Origin of the sequence: Rhodococcus sp. IEGM 1406, from assembly GCF_030056745.1 — a bacterium.
In the GTDB taxonomy this organism is placed as follows: Bacteria; Actinomycetota; Actinomycetes; order Mycobacteriales; family Mycobacteriaceae; genus Rhodococcus_F; species Rhodococcus_F erythropolis.
Window position 1 is genome coordinate 226,389 of sequence record NZ_JASHKO010000001.1, and the last position, 18,182, is coordinate 244,570.

General features: G+C 61.5%; 19 protein-coding genes. 9 read left to right on the forward strand and 10 right to left on the reverse strand.

Translation table 11 applies throughout. The features are described from left to right. The first annotated feature begins 3 nt into the window (after positions 1-3). Both QM596_RS01090 and QM596_RS01095 read left to right on the forward strand, forming a co-directional pair. On the forward strand, positions 4-663 hold the full coding sequence (locus QM596_RS01090; protein WP_133727338.1) for a TetR/AcrR family transcriptional regulator: 660 nt from the start codon (positions 4-6) through the stop codon (positions 661-663). A 123-nt stretch (positions 664-786) separates the two neighbouring features. Continuing rightward, positions 787-2,469, forward strand: coding sequence for a zinc-binding metallopeptidase family protein (locus QM596_RS01095; protein ID WP_283307849.1), 1,683 nt, complete (start codon positions 787-789; stop codon positions 2,467-2,469). Between the two features lie 48 nt (positions 2,470-2,517). Here the strand turns inward: QM596_RS01095 and QM596_RS01100 are convergent, their stop codons facing one another. The 3 genes from QM596_RS01100 to QM596_RS01110 are packed head-to-tail and all read right to left on the reverse strand — an operon-like array spanning position 2,518 to position 5,757. Beyond that, positions 2,518-3,687, reverse strand: coding sequence for a winged helix DNA-binding domain-containing protein (locus QM596_RS01100; protein WP_283307850.1), 1,170 nt, complete (start codon positions 3,685-3,687; stop codon positions 2,518-2,520). Continuing rightward, positions 3,687-4,328, reverse strand: a complete 642-nt coding sequence (locus tag QM596_RS01105; protein WP_021333302.1) for a histidine phosphatase family protein — start codon at positions 4,326-4,328, stop codon at positions 3,687-3,689. Before QM596_RS01105 ends, QM596_RS01100 begins: the two co-directional genes overlap by 1 nt. A 13-nt stretch (positions 4,329-4,341) precedes the next feature. Beyond that, positions 4,342-5,757, reverse strand: a complete 1,416-nt coding sequence (locus QM596_RS01110) for an FAD-binding oxidoreductase (protein ID WP_283307852.1) — start codon at positions 5,755-5,757, stop codon at positions 4,342-4,344. Positions 5,758-5,898: 141 nt separating this feature from the next. Between QM596_RS01110 and QM596_RS01115 the strand changes: the two genes are divergently transcribed. Then, on the forward strand, positions 5,899-6,798 hold the full coding sequence (locus QM596_RS01115; protein ID WP_283307854.1) for a LysR family transcriptional regulator: 900 nt from the start codon (positions 5,899-5,901) through the stop codon (positions 6,796-6,798). A gap of 21 nt (positions 6,799-6,819) precedes the next feature. Here QM596_RS01115 and QM596_RS01120 read toward each other — a convergent pair whose 3' ends face one another. Beyond that, entirely contained in the window at positions 6,820-7,899 is a 1,080-nt protein-coding gene (locus QM596_RS01120; protein WP_283307855.1) for a helix-turn-helix domain-containing protein, read from the reverse strand. A 9-nt stretch (positions 7,900-7,908) separates the two neighbouring features. Further along, positions 7,909-8,880, reverse strand: a complete 972-nt coding sequence (locus tag QM596_RS01125) for an alpha/beta hydrolase (protein WP_283307856.1) — start codon at positions 8,878-8,880, stop codon at positions 7,909-7,911. A gap of 93 nt (positions 8,881-8,973) precedes the next feature. On the opposite strand from QM596_RS01125, the gene QM596_RS01130 reads away from it, so the two are divergent. The 3 genes from QM596_RS01130 to QM596_RS01140 all read left to right on the forward strand — a co-directional run bounded on the left by QM596_RS01130 (position 8,974) and on the right by QM596_RS01140 (position 11,433). Beyond that, a complete protein-coding gene (locus tag QM596_RS01130; RefSeq protein ID WP_283307857.1) occupies positions 8,974-9,567 on the forward strand; it encodes a hypothetical protein in 594 nt (197 codons plus the stop codon). 159 nt (positions 9,568-9,726) lie between these two features. After that, positions 9,727-10,155, forward strand: coding sequence for a YciI family protein (locus QM596_RS01135; protein WP_007735729.1), 429 nt, complete (start codon positions 9,727-9,729; stop codon positions 10,153-10,155). A 3-nt stretch (positions 10,156-10,158) separates the two neighbouring features. Beyond that, positions 10,159-11,433 (forward strand): RNA polymerase sigma factor, encoded by a 1,275-nt coding sequence (locus QM596_RS01140; RefSeq protein ID WP_283307858.1) that lies wholly within the window; start codon positions 10,159-10,161, stop codon positions 11,431-11,433. 12 nt (positions 11,434-11,445) lie between these two features. Here the strand turns inward: QM596_RS01140 and QM596_RS01145 are convergent, their stop codons facing one another. Next, complete coding sequence (locus QM596_RS01145) at positions 11,446-11,859, reverse strand: hypothetical protein (RefSeq protein ID WP_020971251.1); 414 nt, start codon at positions 11,857-11,859, stop codon at positions 11,446-11,448. A 152-nt stretch (positions 11,860-12,011) separates the two neighbouring features. Between QM596_RS01145 and QM596_RS01150 the strand changes: the two genes are divergently transcribed. Both QM596_RS01150 and QM596_RS01155 read left to right on the forward strand, forming a co-directional pair. Continuing rightward, entirely contained in the window at positions 12,012-12,182 is a 171-nt protein-coding gene (locus QM596_RS01150) for a hypothetical protein (protein ID WP_021333309.1), read from the forward strand. Positions 12,183-12,398: 216 nt separating this feature from the next. Continuing rightward, positions 12,399-13,097: a type 1 glutamine amidotransferase domain-containing protein gene (locus QM596_RS01155; RefSeq protein WP_021345989.1), complete on the forward strand. Its 699-nt coding sequence runs from the start codon at positions 12,399-12,401 to the stop codon at positions 13,095-13,097. Between the two features lie 97 nt (positions 13,098-13,194). Here the strand turns inward: QM596_RS01155 and QM596_RS01160 are convergent, their stop codons facing one another. From QM596_RS01160 to QM596_RS01170, 3 genes are read right to left on the reverse strand one after another with little or no spacing between them, the layout of a single operon-like run. Beyond that, entirely contained in the window at positions 13,195-14,499 is a 1,305-nt protein-coding gene (locus tag QM596_RS01160; RefSeq protein WP_283307861.1) for an HNH endonuclease signature motif containing protein, read from the reverse strand. A 56-nt stretch (positions 14,500-14,555) separates the two neighbouring features. After that, the gene (locus tag QM596_RS01165; RefSeq protein WP_283307863.1) at positions 14,556-15,410 is read right to left on the reverse strand and encodes an alpha/beta fold hydrolase; all 855 of its coding nucleotides are present in this window, start codon (positions 15,408-15,410) and stop codon (positions 14,556-14,558) included. Then, the gene (locus QM596_RS01170) at positions 15,407-16,039 is read right to left on the reverse strand and encodes a TetR/AcrR family transcriptional regulator (protein WP_283307864.1); all 633 of its coding nucleotides are present in this window, start codon (positions 16,037-16,039) and stop codon (positions 15,407-15,409) included. Before QM596_RS01170 ends, QM596_RS01165 begins: the two co-directional genes overlap by 4 nt. Before the next feature lie 68 nt (positions 16,040-16,107). Between QM596_RS01170 and QM596_RS01175 the strand changes: the two genes are divergently transcribed. Then, positions 16,108-17,541: an amidase gene (locus QM596_RS01175; protein ID WP_080910268.1), complete on the forward strand. Its 1,434-nt coding sequence runs from the start codon at positions 16,108-16,110 to the stop codon at positions 17,539-17,541. On the opposite strand, the gene QM596_RS01180 is transcribed toward QM596_RS01175, so the two are convergent. Next, a complete protein-coding gene (locus tag QM596_RS01180) occupies positions 17,538-18,176 on the reverse strand; it encodes a DUF5701 family protein (RefSeq protein ID WP_283307865.1) in 639 nt (212 codons plus the stop codon). The genes QM596_RS01175 and QM596_RS01180 overlap by 4 nt on opposite strands. Positions 18,177-18,182: the final 6 nt, after the last annotated feature.

An 18,182-nucleotide genomic window follows, 5' to 3' on the forward strand; every position in this document is an offset into this window, starting at 1 on the left:
GTGGTGACGGCGAGGATCACCGAGGGCGTGTTCTTCACTACGCCGCCGGATCTGCCGCGAGGTCGGCATGAACTGAGCAGGGATGACGTACTGACTGCGCAGCGCGAGCGGCTGATGATCGCCACGACGGAACTGATGGCGGACTCGGGTTATCAGGGCGTCGGGGTGCGTCAGATCGCCAAGCGGGCAAGAATTTCGCCGGCCGCGTTCTATGAGTGTTTTCCTGACAAGGATGCGTGCGTCTTTGCTGCGTACGGCAGGTTCATCGAAGTTCTGCTCACTCGTATTCGCGGGATCTTTCCGGTCGGTTCCTTTGCTTGGGACCGCCACGCCATCGCTGATATCGTCGAGGGTTATCTGACTGCGCTGAACGCAGATCCCGTTGTGGCTCGGGCATTTCAAGTAGAGATGGATGCTCTCGGGCGACGCGCGCGCGTGCAACGAAGAGCTGCACTGGTCGGGATGTCCGAAGTGCTGAAAGCGGAGCGTGAGCGAGCCCCGGGCAATCCGCGAGTCCCGCTGAGCGCTTATGTCGGAGCGGTGTATGCCATTCGGCAGCTTGCATCCGATGCGCTCGACGAGCCGGAGAAGGGGTCGATCGTAGCCCTGTCGGCCGAGGCTGGCGTGTGGATCGAGGCCATGCTTTCCGCCGTGTCGAACTGAGCCTGGCTGGCCGAGAAGTGCCTGAAGGGCACGTCCCGAACAAGTTCTGCGTGACTTGCGTCATACGAACCTGTATAAAAGAAACGTCTGTAACTTTTATAGTTCGAACAGAGAGATTCCTTCATGATCCTTCGTCGCGTGATACCCGCAATCGCGGCTTCCGCACTGCTCGCAATCTCGAGCCTCGCTCAAGCGAACGCGGAACCATTCACTGGTTCAACCGGTTCCGTGGGCTCTCTCGGCTCGACGGGTCCTGTTGCGGGATGTCCCGAGTCGATCGATCCGGCATCATTCGCCACGGCTGACGATCTGCGTGACCTCAATGCAAAGATTGCCGGCTTCGGCCTCCGATCGACGGCAAGCGCTGAGCACGAGAGCATGATCGACTGGGTCGAAGACAGCGTGCGTGCACTACCTGGCGTCGCGATTGATTCGGACGATTATCAGATCAAGCGCTGGCAGCCGTCACCGCTGGCGTCAGATGGTCCTGGCCGCGACCTGGTGGCTGCCGGCAAGCTGGCTGTATTGCAGCCGGATGCTGCACCGGAAGTACTACGGACAGCAGGCGCGGTCCCGTACTCACTGCCCACGGGCGAGGAAGGCCGGACGGCTCCACTGGTCTATCTTCCACCTGGAACCGCGATCACGCCGGAGAACTCGAAGGGTCGCATCGTGATTCGCGATGTCCAGAGCCCAGCAGTGCCGTATGCGACTTTTGCTGCTTTCTCGCATTACATGACTCCCGACTTCCCGCTGGCGGGTAACTACGAACGGCCGTTCACTGCGGCGCTCGAAACGGATCCATTGGCAGCAGGACTCGCGGGTGCGGCCGGGCTCATTCTCGCGTGGAACGTTCCTGCAGAACAGATTCAAGGCTACTTCGATCCTCACACCGGCACACACTTCACCGTGCCCGCGGTATGGGCAGGCGTCGACGAAGCTGTCCGACTCAAGCAGTTGGCGGAATCCGGAACCGAGGCGAAGATCTCTGTTCTCGCGGACGTCGACACGGCTCCCACTCGAAATCTGATCGCCACGATTCCCGGGCAGAGCCAGGAAAGAATTGTGATCAACACCCACACCGACGGCGCAACCTGGGTGCAGGAGAACGGCAGTGCTGCGGTTCTGGCACTCGCACAGTATCTTTCGCGTCTGCCACTCGAATGCCGTCCACGTACCTACGAGTTCGTCTTTGCCAGTGCACATCTGCATATGTCTCGAGAGGGAACAGATCGGTACGCGACGGAGCTGGACAAGGAATACGACAGCGGATCCGTCGCCTTCGACTTCTCTGTCGAGCACATGGGTACGCGGGAGATTCTGCCTGTCGATCGCACAGATGGACCCGGCCAGAGGCTTGAATTCACCGGGGTCGGTGAGCCGTACTCGTGGTTCGCCGGAAGTGAAAGTCCGGCACTGGTCGCCGCATTGGTGGCAGCGGTCAAGTCTCATCCGCTCGACCGGACGGCAGTTCTGCGGGGCTTCGACCGGCCGCAGCCTGCCCGAGTTCCCGTGTTCTGCAGCTTCGGAGGCCTCGGCACGAGCTTCCATAATCGCCTGATTCCGACCATCGGAGGAATCTCCGGTCCCTGGTCGCTGTGGGCTCCGTCGTTCGGCGCCGACGCGATCGACTTCGAACGTATGCATCAGCAGACGCTGGTCATGGGTGACACCCTGCTCGCGCTCGACAGCACTCCCCGTGAGGAACTCGCGGGTGGCTATCCGGCGGAGCGAGCAGCGCGTGCGGCCGGTGCGCAGACATGCACTCACTTGCTGCCTCCGGAAGATGCACCCATTCCGCAGTGATAACGATGGGAGCGGCTGAGCGATAGTGGTTGTCGCTCAGCCGATTTCCTAGACGACCGGCAGATTTTTCATGGCCTGTGAGACATAACCGGTGCCGATCTTGACGCCACCCAGCCACTCGGTCAGACGAACTGCCTCGGCGTCGAGCGCCCGTTGCGCATCCGCGGACACGGATTCGAGTACTCGAACGTGGACCACTCCGGCGGCGTCTTGGATCCAGCAGCCCACGACACGACCGTCGACCCAAGCTGTGGTGCCGGCATTACCTCGGGTGTCGAAGAGTTGGTTGCGGTGCGGGCCGAGATAGAAGTCACGGTTCTTCCACCCCATGATCGTCGGGTCGAGCACCGGTAGGAGTGCCGCCCAAGGACCTGGATCACACACCGTGGCGACGTCATCCGGTAGTAACCAGCCGGTGTCGCCACCGTCGAGTGAGACTGCAACGGCTTCGAGTTCGGCGAGGGCTGCCCGGACGACCGTCTTGGTCGAGCCCAGCCACCAGACGATGTCGTCTTCCGTCCCCGGTCCGAAGGAGTGGAGCCAGCGTCGGACCATTTCTCGGTATCCGTCCGCAGATTCGAGATCGGTGGGGGCGTCGTCGAGCCAGTGTCGAGTGAGAGTCCACAGTGGGCGTGAGACGGGGAATCGGGCGGTGTTGGCGCCGCGCATGATGTCTGCGGTCGCCCCGAGGTGCGTGAGAACCCTGGGTGCCGACCAGATTTCGCCTGCCGAACCCTCGACCTTGACGTCGATCATCGGTACTGCCTGACGGACCTCGAGTGCGGAAAGGCCTTCAGGGGCATCGGTGAGCAGTGTCAGAACCTCCGCCCGCGCGCGATCGAGCCAGTCGTTGCCGTCGACGGCGATTCCGGCCTTGACGACATCCTTGGCCATTCGTGCGCGCTCGGTGTTCGCGACGCGGGCGGACGCACTCGACCACGCGGCCGGCAGCAAGTCTCGGGGAAAGGTGAAGAGCGTGCGGCGCATAGCCAATTGCTTCACGAGACTGCGTTGGTCGTACAAGGCGTTGTCGACGTCAGTGGCGTCCAATGACCGAACCCTCGCCCAGCAAGACAGATAGACAGTCGCTGATTCGGTGGCGTGCAGTACCGTCATCGCCCGCGTTGCAGCTTCCGGAGAATCGACGCGGAACGAAGGCGCCAGCGCATGACGTACTCCTATGCGTGCACGGCGTTCGTCGTCGGAAACATGGCGCATCAGGCCATCGTGCCACAGGCCAAGTGCGTCGTATCGGCTAGTTGCGCGAGAGTTCGATTGCGCCAGTAGTCGTCGTGTTGGAGATGTGTGATGGCCCCGGGCGTGGTCGCGAAGTTCGCAAACCCGGTGGCTTCGACGGGGATCTGCAGCCAGGCGGAGACGACGAATGTGTGTGCAAATCCGTGTGTTACGACGATGTGATCGTGATCGAGTTCGGTCATCAGTTCGCGCACGCACTCGCCGACCCTTGATGCGATGTCGCGGCGGGTTTCGGCACCGGCAACGGGGCCACGGTGATCGAGGCGGTTGTTGTCAGGAGCCGGAACCTGCCGCTGGGTCAGCCACGAGTTCGGGCGCCCTTCGGCTTCTCCGAAGCTGATTTCGCGCAATCGAGAGTCTGTTGTCGCCGGAACATCGAGCGTCCGGGCGATGATCGCGGATGTCTCGGCGCACCGTTCGAGGTCGGAAGAGGTGATGCGGATCGGGCGCGAGGTTCCTGTGCGTCGACGTTTCAACTCTTCGGCGATCAACTCTGCATCGCGCCTGCCGGCGGGCGTGAGAACGGAATTGTGCCAACCTCCGACGATATCCTGTGCTGTGTGTTCGGCATGAGGATGAGTGACGACGTAAAGATCCTGCACGAGACCCCTTCTGTTACCCGACCGTTTCGGGCAACAGTATTCCAGGATTGAGGATTCCACGCGGATCCCAGGACGATTTGATCAGCTTCATGGCGGCGATGTCGGTTTCCGTGCGCCCCAGCGCTATCCACGGTGACTTCGCGCGACCGATCCCGTGCTCGGCGCTGATACTTCCGTGATGGGCGGAGACGAGTTCGAAGACCGTATCGGTCAGTTCGTGGGCGATGCTCGGTTCGGCGTCAAGAAGATTCACATGGATATTCCCGTCGGCGAAGTGTCCGAACAGCATTGGACGCACATGGACGAATCGTTCGGTGAGTACTTCGCGGAGGCTCTCGATGAACATGCCCATCACGGACAAGGGGACGGAGATGTCGAGTTTGACCACCGGAGTCGTCGATGAAGCGCTGATGCTTTCGGTATGGCTTTCTCGCAGAGTCCACAGTTTTCGAGCGGGGCCAGGCTCAACTGTCGCGTCCTCGATGAGATCGGCAGAGGCAGAGAGAACTTCCAGGAGTGACTCTTCCGTCTCGCGCGGCGATGACACCTCGATCAGGGTGTACATCGGTGACGGTGTTCCGAACGGGCGACGGGCATCGGTGTGTGCGCAGACGAGGGAGATGCCGTCGTCGGTCATGATTTCGGCGGCTTCGACGGTCAACCCGCTCTGGCGCACGCGGTTGCACAACTGCAGCGCTTGGTCGACGTCGCGCACACCCGCGAGTACAACTTGGGTGTCGGTCGCCGGGGTGACCAACTTCATCAGGACCTTGGTGACAATCGCGAGCGTTCCCTCACTGCCCGCAAGAAGCCCTGGGATGTCGTATCCGACATTGTCTTTGACGAGTGGAGTCCATCTACTCAGTACGGAACCATCGGCAAGTACTGCCTCGATCCCGAGTATCTGTGCCCGTGTATTTCCGTATCGGACCATGCGGGTACCGCCGGCGTTGGTTGCGACGATGCCGCCGAGAGTCGCGGATTCCTTTGATGCCAAATCGATTCCGAATCGGAGGCCATGTGCGGAGGCCGCCAGGTCGGCGCGAGCGACGGTCACTCCCGCACCGGCCGCGATTGTCCGGCCGATGGGGTCGACGGTCTCGATCGAATCCAAACGCCTGGTGCTCAGCACCACTGATCCAGCCGATGGTATTCCGCCACCGACAAGTCCGGTATTTCCACCTTGCGGGGTGATGGGAATCCCGGCCTCGAAGCAGGTCGTGACGACGGCGGACACTTCGGCGGTGTCGGCCGGACGGACCACAGCTATTGCGTCACCGATCCAACGTCCCGTCCAGTCGCGTGTGTAACCCTCGATCAGCTCTGGATCGGTGAGAACATGCGCTTCGCCGACGATCTCTGCGAGGGCGCCGAGGAACCTCGCGTCCGTTGCAGGTTCGCGTGCTTCGACGAGTGTTCGGGGGCTCATGTTCAACCTTGTGATCGTTCGGGGGACAGTTTTTCGAGAGACGAGCGGTGGAGCAATCTGCACTCGATCCTCCGACCTCAGGTGATGCGCTGTCCAAGACCAAGTAGTGACACCACCATCTGTTCTTCTTATAATCGCCGTATGAACCTGCAGCGCGCCCGCTATCTGATTGCTCTGTCGGATCACGGCAGCTTCACTCGCGCCGCCGCGAACGTCCACGTGGCGCAATCTGCACTCAGTCAGCAGATCAAGGTTCTCGAGCGCGAACTCGGCGTTCCTCTGGTGGATCGCCGAGGTCCGCAGTTCACTTTCACCGACGCGGGGCGGGTAGCGGTACGAGAGGCACGCTTCTTGCTCGGGTGCGCAGACCGGGCGGTCGAACGAATTCGATTGGCTGCTCGCGGTGTGGACGGGGAACTGCGCATCGCGTACACCCGTTCGTGGGCGGGTGGCGCCGTCGGAGATCTGGTCAGCACTTATCGCAAGCTCTATCCAGGCGTCGAAGTTGTCGTGCACCGGGGCACTTCGGCGCAGACTGTCGACCTCGTCCGAACCGGAGCCGTCGACATCGCGGTTGTGCGACCGCCGCTCGATGACGACGATCGTGAACTTCCCCTGATCGTCCTCGACACCGAACCTATCCTGGTCGCCGTTCCCGTGGATCATCCGTTCGGGGATCGAACGACACTCGAACTCGGAGATTTGGCGGACATCCCCGTCGTATTCTGGCCCGAGGCGAATGCACCCGGGATGTATTCGCGTACGCTCGAACAACTTTGGCCCGACAGCACTCCGAATATCGTTCGATTCGAGGCTGACGACGAGCAGGTTTTGCACGCCGTCTCGGACGGGGTGGGAATTGCGCCGATCCCGCAGGGGCGGGCCCGGATGCTCCGAATTCCGGGTATTCATCTGTGTGAGATCGCCGGTGTGCAGCCGACTCTCGAAGTTGCCGTGACCTACCGTCCGGACAACCCGAATCCCGCGCTTGCACCCTTCGTTGCGCTCGCCGAACGCGAAAGATCGTCAACCACTGTGTAGCACAAGTGATGCGCGGTGGCCCTATCCGCCATCGAGGACCAGCATCATGGCCGTTGCGCGTGCCCGGTTCTCGATGGTGTCGACGTGGAATCCGACGTGCTGGGACAGCTTCGCCAATCGGTGCGCGACGCTGCTGTGATGAAGATGCATGGAATCGGCTGCGGCCCTCAATGTTCCGGATTGCAGGTATGCCCTCAAGGTTTCGAGTAGTTCTAATCCCTGTTTGGTATCGCCGATCTCTTCGGCAAGAACCAGATCCGGTATTCGCGAGTGATCGATGTGTGATCCCGGTGCCAGGAGGTTGAGGGCGCCGAGATCGTCGGCGTTCACGATCGGTGTTGTTGCTGACGCCTGTGCACGAGCGAATCGTGCAGTGCTGAGTATTGTATTCACTTCGGAAGCGGAAGCAGCCAAAGATATTCCGGCGCGAATGGATGACGACAGTGCTGACTCGGACAGTTCGGGTGTCGGTGCAAACGAACCCGCCACGAGATTCAGATACTCGCCATCAGCTTCTATCCCAACAGCTTTGCCAGGTGTGCAATCTTGTGAAATAACAAGGTGTGCAGTGCCGTCGGCCGTGTCTGAGACTGCCTTGGTTGCCATGACACGGACTGGGGTTTGGGGTTCGATACCGAGACCGGCGCAGGAGGTGAGCACCGCGAGTTCATCCATCGGGAACAACAGATTTCGAGTGTGCTCGGCTTCGGTAGGCAAGCGTCGGGGTTGCAGGATTATCGCTGCGGTCAGGGCCATTCGGTCGACGAGCATTTCGTCGAGCGGCAAGTGCGCACCAGGACGCTCGATCCATACCTTCCCGAGAACCTCGTCGTCTACAGCGATGTCCCTGGCCATGCTCGGAGGGAACTGGGGTTCGGGTGACCATCGGCCGCGTGGGTCACATCGGCGCAAATTCTTCTTGCTTCTACCGTGTTCCACGATCTCGATACCTACAACGCAGTCCGCCAACTGCGCGCTCGCGCGAAGCAGAGATGCAGTGTCGGAGCCGTGCCGCACGAGCGTGTCGAAGTAATCGATGACACGTACCAGGCCTGCCGAGTCTGCATCGAGCTCGGCAAGCCGGTACATCAGTCCTTGCATCTCGCAACGCTACGAGACAGGCGACAGCGAACGCAACCCTCTCCGGAGCGCAGTGAGGGCTTCGGCGGCACCTCTTTCGCTGACCGCTGCGGTCGCGACTAGCGCCGACCCGTGAAAGGTTCCGGGGAAGGAGTGCAATTCGACGCTGACTCCCGCTTGCAGCAGCCGAAGGGCGTATTCGATTCCTTCGTCGCGGAGCGGGTCGAGTTCCATGGTGGACAGGTAGGTCGGCGGCAGACCGGTGAGGTCGGTCGCCCGGGACGGCGCAGCGTAAATGGAGACGTCAGGATCTTCGGGACCTGAATACGACTCGCCGAGGTAGTACTTCCACGACAGGATGGCGTTGGGGCGGTGCCACAACGGTGTGTCGACGAAGTTCGTCATCGAGACCGTCGCCAGACGGTCGTCGAGTTCAGGAATTTCGAGGAATTGGAATGCCACGGGCACAACGCCCTCGTCGCGGGCTTTGAGGACAGTGCCTGCGGCCAATCCGCCGCCTGCGCTCTGCCCGCCCACTGCGATGCGGCTGGGATCGACCCCCAGTTCCTCGGCATGGGCGTGGATGTAGAGGAGTGCGGCGTAGCAGTCGTTGACGGGGCCGGGAAAGGAAGTTTCGGGGGCGAGGCGGTACTCCACGTTTGCAACGGCGAATCCGAGTTCGCGTGCTACCTCGACACAAAATGGATCGCTGGACTCTGCGGTGCCGATTGCGAATCCGCCGCCGTGGATCCAGAGCAGAACGGGGACAGGGCCGGCGGTGTTGTCCGGGGTGATGAAACGAATCTTGACCTCCGGATCGCCGTTCAGGCCAGGAGCGGACAGTTCACGAAGCGAGACTCCGTCGAATGACAGGTCGGCCAACATGGCGCCGATCAGAGCGTCGTAGGTGGCCCGCGCGTTGGGGAGGTCAGCGAAGTCCACCTTCGGGAGCATGGTGAGCGCTGCGGCGAGTTCGGGGTCGAGAGTGGGGAATGTTGTCATGCACTCATCATCGAGCCTGAATGTGGCCTACGTCACCAGTGGTTTGTAGGAAATCGGAGAGCCTTCCTCCGACGCCCGTCGGATCTCCCTAGGATGACGCCGGTGGACAGAGTACATCTCGGGGTGGGTTCGAGCGATTCGGAAGTTGGGTCCAGGATTGGTGGACGCCCGCCGCAGGTTTTTGCTGGTCAGCCGATTTTGCAGACGCATGAGTATCTCTTGACGCTCGGGGCGCACACGGCTCCGTGGCTCGGTGCGCGAGAGCTTTCCGTCTTCATCCGTCGGGGATTCTCCATCGGCGACGACGACCTCGAATACCCGGACATCGGGGTTAGGGCAGTCCTGCACCCGCCGTCATCACGAAGTGCGGAATCGGCCGGCACTCACGAGGGCCTGGGGAGCGCGGCGTTGATCAATCTTCCCGCAGACGACGAAGTGATGCCGTTGGTGTTGATCGCGCCGCAACCGGTACTCATACAAAATGAACCGTCCTACGCCGATGCCGTCGAGGCGGACGGGCATCGCTTCCTGTTCCAGATCAATGAAGAGGGATGGCCGGTGGTTGCCGAGTCGCAACCCGAGTTCGTCGAGGAATACCTGTTTGGCTACGGCTCGGTGTATTTCTACGGGAGCGCTGACGCGGCCGGGCTCGCCGATGAAGTCGTGCCGAGATTTCTCGATTTCTGAGCTGCCAGACGACCCTTCTGCCGATACCGTGGGCAACGTATTCGACCGGCGGATTTGTCCTTCGAAAATTAGTTTCGGAAGTTTGTCGATCGGCGTCTTTGCCGTTCGACGTGTAGGCAGAGGGACCGAATGAGCGGTCCACAAACGAAGGAGATTCTCATGAAGTACATGCTGATCATGCGTTCCACCGACGAAGCCATCGAAGCATCCAAGGACATGGACTTCGACGAGATCATCGCCGCGATGGGGCAATACAACGAATCCTTGATCAAGGCCGGTGTGCTGCTGGCGGGTGAGGGATTGGCGATGGAGGAGGGATTCATCGTCGATTTCGAGTCCGATCCGCCGCTGGTTTCTGACGGCCCGTACGGCGAGACGAAGGAGTTGTTCTCGGGATTCTGGATCATTCAGACGTCGACCAAAGACGAAGCCTTGGAATGGGCGAAGCGCTGCCCGCTCGGGCCGGGAAGCAAGCTCGAGGTGCGCCGCGTGAGCGAGATGTCGGACTTCGATCAGGACAACGAATACATCCAGAAGGAAGCCGGCTGGCGCGAAGAGCTCGGTACCGATCGTCCGGTCGCAGGCTGAACCATGACCGACGAGGCGGTGCGAGAAGAAACGAGAAAGGCTGTCGACGCGGTCTGGCGAATCGAATCCGCGAAGATCGTCGCCACGTTGACTCGCACCGTCGGAGATCTTGATCTCGCCGAAGACCTGGCAGCGCAGGCTCTGCTCGAAGCTGTCGAGCAGTGGCCTGCCACCGGAGTTCCCCGAAATCCCGCTGCCTGGCTGACTTCCGTTGCGACGCGTCGAGCAATCGACGGGTGGCGACGACGTGAGAGGCTGGACGAGCGCTACGCCCACTTTGCGCGTGAACTCGAGAACGACGCTTCGCATTTCGACGACGTCAGCTGGGATCCGGATCGGATCGACGACGACGTCCTCCGGCTGATGTTCATCGCCTGTCACCCGGTGTTGAATCGAAAAGCGCAGGTGGCCTTGACTCTTCGGGTTGTGGGCGGGTTGACCACCGAAGAAATTGCGAAGGCGTTCCTGACGCCGACCGCGACAGTTCAGCAGCGGATAGTCCGTGCGAAGAAGGCGTTGACCGCTTCGAAAGCGGTTTTCGAAGTTCCAGGACGAGAAGAGTTTTCGAGCAGGTTGAGCGCCGTCCTCGGAGTCCTGTACCTGGTGTTCAACGAAGGTTATGCAGCCAGCTCGGGGGACGAGTGGATGCGGGCGGACCTCAGTGCTGAAGCTCTGCGGCTCGCGCGAATACTCGCCGAATTGGTCCCCGGGGAATCCGAGGTACACGGCCTTGTCGCGTTGATGGAGCTGACAGCCTCGAGATTCGGCGCTCGGACAACCTCGACAGGTGAGCCCATCCTGCTGGCGGACCAGGACCGGACTAGGTGGGACCGCCTACAGATCTCGCGTGGGCTTGCGGCGCTGGAACGAGCTGACGCCGTCGGGCGTGGACGTGGCCCGTACGGTTTGCAGGCAGCGATAGCCGAATGTCATGCGCGAGCAGCAACTTTCGATGACACCGATTGGAAGACGATAGTCATCCTCTACGAGGCGTTGGCGCAACTGGCCCCATCGCCCGTGGTCGACCTCAATCATGCGGCGGCGGTATCCATGGCATACGGTCCTGGCCCTGCGCTCGAATTCGTCGACAAGCTTGTCGCTTCAGGTGAATTGACCGGCTACCACCTGCTTCCCAGTGTTCGGGGGGAGTTGCTCAGTCAGCTCGGCCGATCCGAGGAGGCTAGAACCGAACTCCTCGAAGCAGCGAGGCTGGCCGGAAATGAGCGTGAGCGTGCAGTATTGGTCGCGAAAGCAGATGCGCTGCTGTCGGATCAGTAGTCACACGATATGTCAGGGCTGAGTCGGATCATCGTTCGGCACCATGGGCGGCATTCCGACTCCGTAAGGATCGAGCATGTCCGATACACGTCGACCCCACCGTTCATGCGCGGACTGACGGGTCATCCCGGCTGCGCGGCCGATGGTTGCCCATGTTGCGCCGAATCTTCGCAGGCTCATGACGCTTGCCGTCGAATCGATGCCTGCGGCGAGCTGGATCCGGAAACTTGCCAACTGCCAAGCCATCTGACGCTGCGCCGGGATGTCGGTGTCCTGTTCTGCCTCCCATTCGGGGCTGCCAGGTAATGGATCCGTTCCGACGATCTTGTCCGCCTGCGCGCCGGCCTCGGCGATTGCGACGTTAGCCGTCGAAGTTGCGGCGGTCTCGATCTTTGCGGTCAGGGCGGTCTCGATCAGATCTTGCATGAGAAGTTCTCCATTCGTCAGGTCTAGCCTGACAGTTTCAATTGAATGTTGTCAAGAATTTCCTGACTGTTTCCATTTAATTAATGCACGATCTATTTGTGTACTATCTAAATGGCCTTCGGTTCTGTTGGCCGACGTCGAAGGGGTTGCTGGTGAAGATCGTGGTTCTGTCATTCCTGATGGCGCTGACCTTGATGACGGTCGGGATCATCGCGGCGCGCAACTGCAGTACTCGACCTGCCGTGACCGGGGCAGTTACTGCGGCGTCGACGGTTCTTGCTGCCGCCTGGACACTTTTTGCCGTGGCCTTCGTACTGACCTGATCGCACTGTTCGACCCAATATCCGAGCTGGAATGTGGGTATGACGGGTTGCATGCCCCGTTGGTGAGAAGTCGCACTGGAACGGCCGATGCGGAATTCCCTCCGGTTGAGTGCGTTTCATCCAAGGGAGCGTTCGCCGGGGTTCCGTGTCTCGGGGTTCCTGGCTACGACGGTTCCTGAACTACGACGGTTCCTGGCTACGACGAAAGGTTGCGCGATGACAAAGCTGTTGTTTGCAGTCACTTCTGCAGATCACTGGACGCTGAACGACGGGACAGCCCACCCAACCGGATACTGGGCGGAAGAACTGGTCGAGGCGCATCGCGTTTTCGTCGAGGCCGGCTACGACATCGTGATCGCGACGCCTGGCGGTAAAGCCCCCGTTGTGGATGAGGGAAGCCTGGCGCCCGAGGTCAACGGCGGGCAAGAAGGCGCTGATCGTATGCGCAAGTACATCGCCGATCTGCAGCCGGTACTCGATTCGCCGGAGATTCTGGAGAACGCCGATGCTGCCGACTACGACGTGGTCTTTGTGCCAGGTGGACATGGACCGATGGAAGATCTTGCGGTGTCGGCATCCTTCGGCGAGCTTCTGGTGAAGTTCTTGGACGCCGACAAGGTGGTTTCGGCGGTCTGTCACGCACCGGCGGCACTTCTGCCCGCCCAGAGATCCGATGGAAGCTGGCTGTTCGACGGCTATCAGCTGACGGCGTTCACCAACGAAGAGGAGACGCAGGCTGGTCTGGCGGACAAGGCTCCGTGGCTGCTCGAAACTCGGCTACGCGAGTTGGGCGGCAAATTCTCGAAGGCTGACGCCTGGTCGCCTTATGTCGTGGTGGACCGGAAGCTATACACCGGCCAGAATCCGGCTTCGTCGAAGCCGCTCGCCGAGCGGATCGTCGCCGACTTGGGCTGAACGATCACCGGCTAGGCCTGAGCACGGCTTTCGGCACCGCATCGAGGACTCCTTCGATGCGGTGCTGGGCCGTGTTCTGTTGTGCCCGAGGTTCTTCTCAGGTTTTGAAGGTGGTGTTCGCCGGTCGCGGGTGCTGCTGCGGGTCGATCGAGGGTGGTGGGATGAACCACGGTTTGTTGTCGACGCCGATGCGGATCACCCATTTTCCGACGAACCCGTATTTTCGGTGCATCAGCCGGTGATGTGAACGGCACAGCAGGACAAGGTTGTTCATCACGGTCGGGCCGCCGTTGGCCCAGTGCCGGATATGGTGCGCATCGGTCCAGGCGGGCACACATGTGCAGCCCGGGAAGGCGCAGCCTTTGTCGCGGGCGATCAACGCCACTCGCTGTTCGGCGGTGACCAACCTCTTTCCGGGTTTCGCATCGAGCGGTGCGCCGTGATCGTCGAGCAGTACGGTGGACAGGAAGCAGTCGCACCCGAGGAGTCTGGTCTGCGAGACGGACAGTGGTCCGAGCCAGGGCATGTGCCCGACATCGAGATCCGATACAGACACTCCACCACCAGAAGCAGCGGGCGCGGCGGCGCAGTCCCGGTGCTCCGCGAGATCACGGGCATTGATGTGCACGTTCACGTGCGGCCGCTGACCACCATCCGTACCGGTCTTCGCGCAATCCAAATACCGGCGGATCAGTTCCGTGAACCCGTCCGCGGTCCGCTTCGCCGCAGACCGAGAATCCGGGGTTCCATCGGGTGCTGGGGTGGGCATCGTCAGATTCGACAACGCCGACAACAACATTTCCCCGGTGAGGGCATCGAACTCGCCGCGCACCACCACCCGACCGTTCAATGTCGACGCGATCCGGAGCTCGTTGCGGTCGATGTCTTCGGCGGGTGGAATTTCATCGGATTCGAACACTCGCTCTAACGTCGCGATGACGTTCCGCACCTTCGTGGTCGTCGACTCCACGCCCGACGCGGCAGCCAGCAACAAATCGACACAGCGAGGCAACGCCTCCTCCGGCATCCCCTTCGGTGGTGACTCGCAGAACGCCACGATCAACACCGCGTGCTCGAAGGAGCAGTCCCCGCCATCGAACCGAGCAGCCACCGCGGGAAACGGTCGTAGCGCTGCACCGAGGGCGGCGATCTTCTTCCCGTCCCGGATTTGCAGCATCGTGTTTGCCGCCAACCAGCAACCCACCCCGCGGCTCGCAATCACCTGATCATCCGGCCGCAACGACAACTCGTCCACCACCGCCACTCGCACAGCCTCGAGACGAAGAATCTCCGCACTCGCCTCGATAGCAGCGGTACGCAACTCAGAAGCAGACAACTGCCACAGGCGTCCACGCAACGCCACCGCAGAACCAGACACCACGTCCGACAGATAGACACTCATTGAATCCCCCGATCCCCTCCCCACATCATACTCGAACACCCGTTCGAGTCAAGAGGTTATGTGAGGGCGCGAATGAGTGGAGTGGGGTCTGCGACTACGAACAAATGACCGCCCCCGCTGACCTCTTCGAAGCGAGAGTGGGGGATCATCGAGTGGGCCCAGCGGGCAACTTCGATGGGTACGTTCCTGTCATCGGTTCCGTGCAGGAAAACCGTTGGTACCGAGATGGATTGAAGCAACCCTGGCATCTCGTGGCGATACCTCGCCAAGTCGACAACCCCTGCGGATCCGCCCTGTGCGATCCCTTCGGATGAATCCAATTGGAGAGTAGGGCGATGCGACTCGTCGGTCATGACGGCCTGATCGGCGGCCGGCCAGATCGAGACGGAGTCGCTGCGCAGCTTGGAGAACACTCCGGTTCCCGCAAGCATTGCGCCAGCCATGCGGGGAGCCCAGTTGGCGGTAAAGTACAGCGCGGATACCAGTTTTATCCTGCGCCGCAAAGTATCTCGTGGTGCTCCGGGAATCATGGCGCACGCCAGCACCAATTTCGAGACTCGTTCGGGTACGGCCGCAGCGACTGCGAGCGCGTAACCGCCGCCTCCGGAGAAACCCATCAGTGTGGCCGAGTCCAACTCGAGATGATCGATCAGAGTGACGTAGTCGTCGTCCCAGGAATGAAATCCCTTGTCCGTGTGTGGGTCTGTGCGCCCGAAACCGGGACGATCGGGGACGATCAGCCGTAGACCCGCCGTCGCAGCCGCGTTGTCGAGTGAGAGCCCCTCGTATCGGCTGCCAGGTGATCCATGAACCACGACTACCGGCCGGCCAGTCGGATCGCCGTACTCGCAGAACGCGATACGGCGCCCCGAGGTGCCACGAATTTCGGTTGTCGCCACGCTACTTGTCATTTTGTGCTTCCTCGCTGCGCGATCGACGCCACGCCGTCCAGGACGAGGGTGACTCCGAATTCGAACCTTCGGGCGGGATCGTGATGAAGCGCGAACACCGATGCCTCGCGTCGATCGGCGGGTGCACTGTCGAAAGCTCCGCGTCCCAATTGAATTGCGACGTGTCCGGTCACGAAATCATGCACGGCGCCGTACGCGTAAGTGGCCTGTTCGTCATCGAGGCCGGCCTGCGAAAGCGCTCGCACGACTCGGTGGGCGGTATCGTCGGCGCCGGGTGCTTCCAGTGATGCCTGCCGATGGGCTTCCAGAACGAGAGGATGCCTCATCAGAAGGTCATGTAGACCGTAGGCGAACGTGCGGGCAACCCCGCGCCAGTCGGTCGGCCAGTCGATCGACGAGACGGCTTCTCCCACGAGGGTGGAAATCAGGTCTCGCCTCAACGCGTCGATGCCGCCGGTAGTGCGGTGGACGGACATCGGCGATATGCCCAGTCGCTCGGCGAGCACTCGAAATGAGACCGCGTCCAGGCCGTCCGTATCGGCGATCTCGGCCGCAGCATCGAGTATCTGTCTGTGACTCAATGCTTTTGGTCGACCGGCCCTTGCAGAGCCGGCGGATTCGGATACCATGCTGACAACAATAGCGATACGCGTATCGAAATTACAAGTGCCGATTGACCTACAAGGAGTGCTGCCCCATGACTGATCTCCATCAATTGTCCGCTGTCGAACTCGCCGCAGTGATCGCCGCGAAGCAGGTCTCGATCCCCGAGGTGGCACGGTACTTCGTCGATCGTGCGACCACTTCCGATGACGTGGGTGCATTCACGACGATCGCCGGGGAACATGCGATCGAACTCGCCGAGCAGGCCCAGCGCAGGTTGGACGCGCGGGACGCCGGACCGCTTCCGCGCCTGTTCGGCGTCCCGACGGCTATCAAGGACCTCGACGCGACTCGCGGCATCCGCACGACCTTCGGATCGGCGCTCTTTCGGGACTTCGTGCCGGACGCCGATGACGAGATCGTCGAGGCGATCCGAGAAGGTGGTCTGATCGACATCGGCAAGACGACGGTGCCCGAGTTCGGGGCAGCGTGTTACACCGAGCCGGAAGTTGCTCCGCCCGCGCGCAGTCCGTTCGATCGCACACGCAGTGCTGCCGGTAGCAGTGGTGGCGCCGCGGCCGCCGTCGGCGCTGGTCTGGTGCCGTTTGCTCAGGGAAGTGACACCGCAGGGTCGTTGCGTTCACCGGCAAGTACGTGCGGAGTCGTGGGCCTCAAGCCGAGTCGCGGTCTGATCACGATGGGGGTGGCAGGTCACGACAACTTCGGTTTTGCGAGCAAGGGGCCGATCGCCCGAACGGTTCGCGATACCGCTGCACTGCTGGATGTTCTGGCGACGCGACCTGGCGCCGGGACGATTCACCCGCCCCGGCCGAAGTCGTTCGAAGAGTTTGTCGTCCAGGCAGAAGGATCGCACTCTCGCCCCCTGACCGTCGCCCTCGCTCATGGCTCGGTATCCGGCGGCACGGTGGACCCACGAGTCTCCGAGGCGGTATCGAGGGTGGGCGTCGTTCTCGAGAGCCTGGGACACAACGTGTTCGAACGTCCTCAGGTCCGAGACGACGCCTTCGTCGATGCCTTCACCACGATGTTCTCGTCCTTGGCCGGCACCAAGCCCATTCCAGAAGAGTACGAACACCTTCTCCGTCCGATAGTGCAGCACTTACGTGTTCGAGCGAACGAAGTGCCGTCGGGCGATCTGGCCGCGGCAATCGGAGTTGTTCAGGCATGGGCGCGGCGGTGGAGCCTGGATTACGCCGACGCCGATCTTGTTGTCACCCCGACGGTGACAACACCGCCGTTGGCAGTCGGTGAGCTACGTAATGACGAAGACCCCGCGACCGAACTGATCGACATGGTCGCTTTCACGGGAAACACCATCGTCGCCAACGCAACTGGATTCCCGTCGATCAGCTTGCCACTCGGGTGGACGGAAGACGGTGTTCCACTCGGCGTGATGATCTCGGCGAAATGGGGTTGCGACGCAGAATTGCTCTCTGCCGCTGCAACGCTGGAGAACGCGATGCCGTGGAAGGATCGATACCGATTCGACCGCGCAACCGTGCTCTAACCCGGGAGCGACGTCCGCCCGCCGGACGATGCAAACCCCAACCACGTGTGGCGGTTACCCCACCAACACCACCCGACTTTCGGGGCGTTGCGGTTGTCTTTGCCGTCCCGGCCGGTTCCGTTGCTGATCCACACAGCCGGGGTTCTGGTGTCGAAAGTTCCGTCAGGCTTACGCAATCGGGAGCCGATGGTCATGAAGCACTTTCCGCGTTCGAGGACGTCGGGGCGCTGCAACAGCCAGTGAATGCCTTCGGTGAGGGTCAGCGGCGTACGGTCGGCATCGACGATCGCGGGAAGCGCTTCGTCCGGGCTCCAATTGGCCAGGTGATCCCCGCGGTCGACTTCGCCGAGCAGATACATCGCGGTATCAGGCAACGCGGCCGGCTCGGTAGGAGCGAACAGATCGACGTCGGCCATGTCGACGACAATGAAGCCCCGCTTGTTCTTGTGCTCGAGCAGGGGAGTCAAAATGGAAGCTGGAGCGAGTTTTTCGTGCACGGTAAGCAGTCCAGCCTCACCTTTTCCGGCTGCGGCGGCTGCCCTGACGTCGCCGGCAGAAAGCCCGGCCATCTCGTGTACCCCGAGTTCGATCAATCGCTCGGCCTGCTGATCGATGGGCGGGAGGTCGAAGTGCATACCTGC

Coding starts and splice junctions, on each gene's coding strand:
- QM596_RS01180 (WP_283307865.1), bottom strand. CDS start 18,176: ATGCACTTCGACCTCCCGCCCATCGATCAGCAGGCCGAGCGATTGATC.
- QM596_RS01155 (WP_021345989.1), top strand. CDS start 12,399: ATGACAAAGCTGTTGTTTGCAGTCACTTCTGCAGATCACTGGACGCTG.
- QM596_RS01120 (WP_283307855.1), bottom strand. CDS start 7,899: ATGCAAGGACTGATGTACCGGCTTGCCGAGCTCGATGCAGACTCGGCA.
- QM596_RS01160 (WP_283307861.1), bottom strand. CDS start 14,499: ATGAGTGTCTATCTGTCGGACGTGGTGTCTGGTTCTGCGGTGGCGTTG.
- QM596_RS01165 (WP_283307863.1), bottom strand. CDS start 15,410: ATGACAAGTAGCGTGGCGACAACCGAAATTCGTGGCACCTCGGGGCGC.
- QM596_RS01095 (WP_283307849.1), top strand. CDS start 787: ATGATCCTTCGTCGCGTGATACCCGCAATCGCGGCTTCCGCACTGCTC.
- QM596_RS01125 (WP_283307856.1), bottom strand. CDS start 8,880: ATGACAACATTCCCCACTCTCGACCCCGAACTCGCCGCAGCGCTCACC.
- QM596_RS01110 (WP_283307852.1), bottom strand. CDS start 5,757: ATGAGCCCCCGAACACTCGTCGAAGCACGCGAACCTGCAACGGACGCG.
- QM596_RS01135 (WP_007735729.1), top strand. CDS start 9,727: ATGAAGTACATGCTGATCATGCGTTCCACCGACGAAGCCATCGAAGCA.
- QM596_RS01145 (WP_020971251.1), bottom strand. CDS start 11,859: ATGCAAGATCTGATCGAGACCGCCCTGACCGCAAAGATCGAGACCGCC.
- QM596_RS01130 (WP_283307857.1), top strand. CDS start 8,974: ATGACGCCGGTGGACAGAGTACATCTCGGGGTGGGTTCGAGCGATTCG.
- QM596_RS01100 (WP_283307850.1), bottom strand. CDS start 3,687: ATGCGCCATGTTTCCGACGACGAACGCCGTGCACGCATAGGAGTACGT.
- QM596_RS01170 (WP_283307864.1), bottom strand. CDS start 16,039: ATGGTATCCGAATCCGCCGGCTCTGCAAGGGCCGGTCGACCAAAAGCA.
- QM596_RS01115 (WP_283307854.1), top strand. CDS start 5,899: ATGAACCTGCAGCGCGCCCGCTATCTGATTGCTCTGTCGGATCACGGC.
- QM596_RS01140 (WP_283307858.1), top strand. CDS start 10,159: ATGACCGACGAGGCGGTGCGAGAAGAAACGAGAAAGGCTGTCGACGCG.
- QM596_RS01175 (WP_080910268.1), top strand. CDS start 16,108: ATGACTGATCTCCATCAATTGTCCGCTGTCGAACTCGCCGCAGTGATC.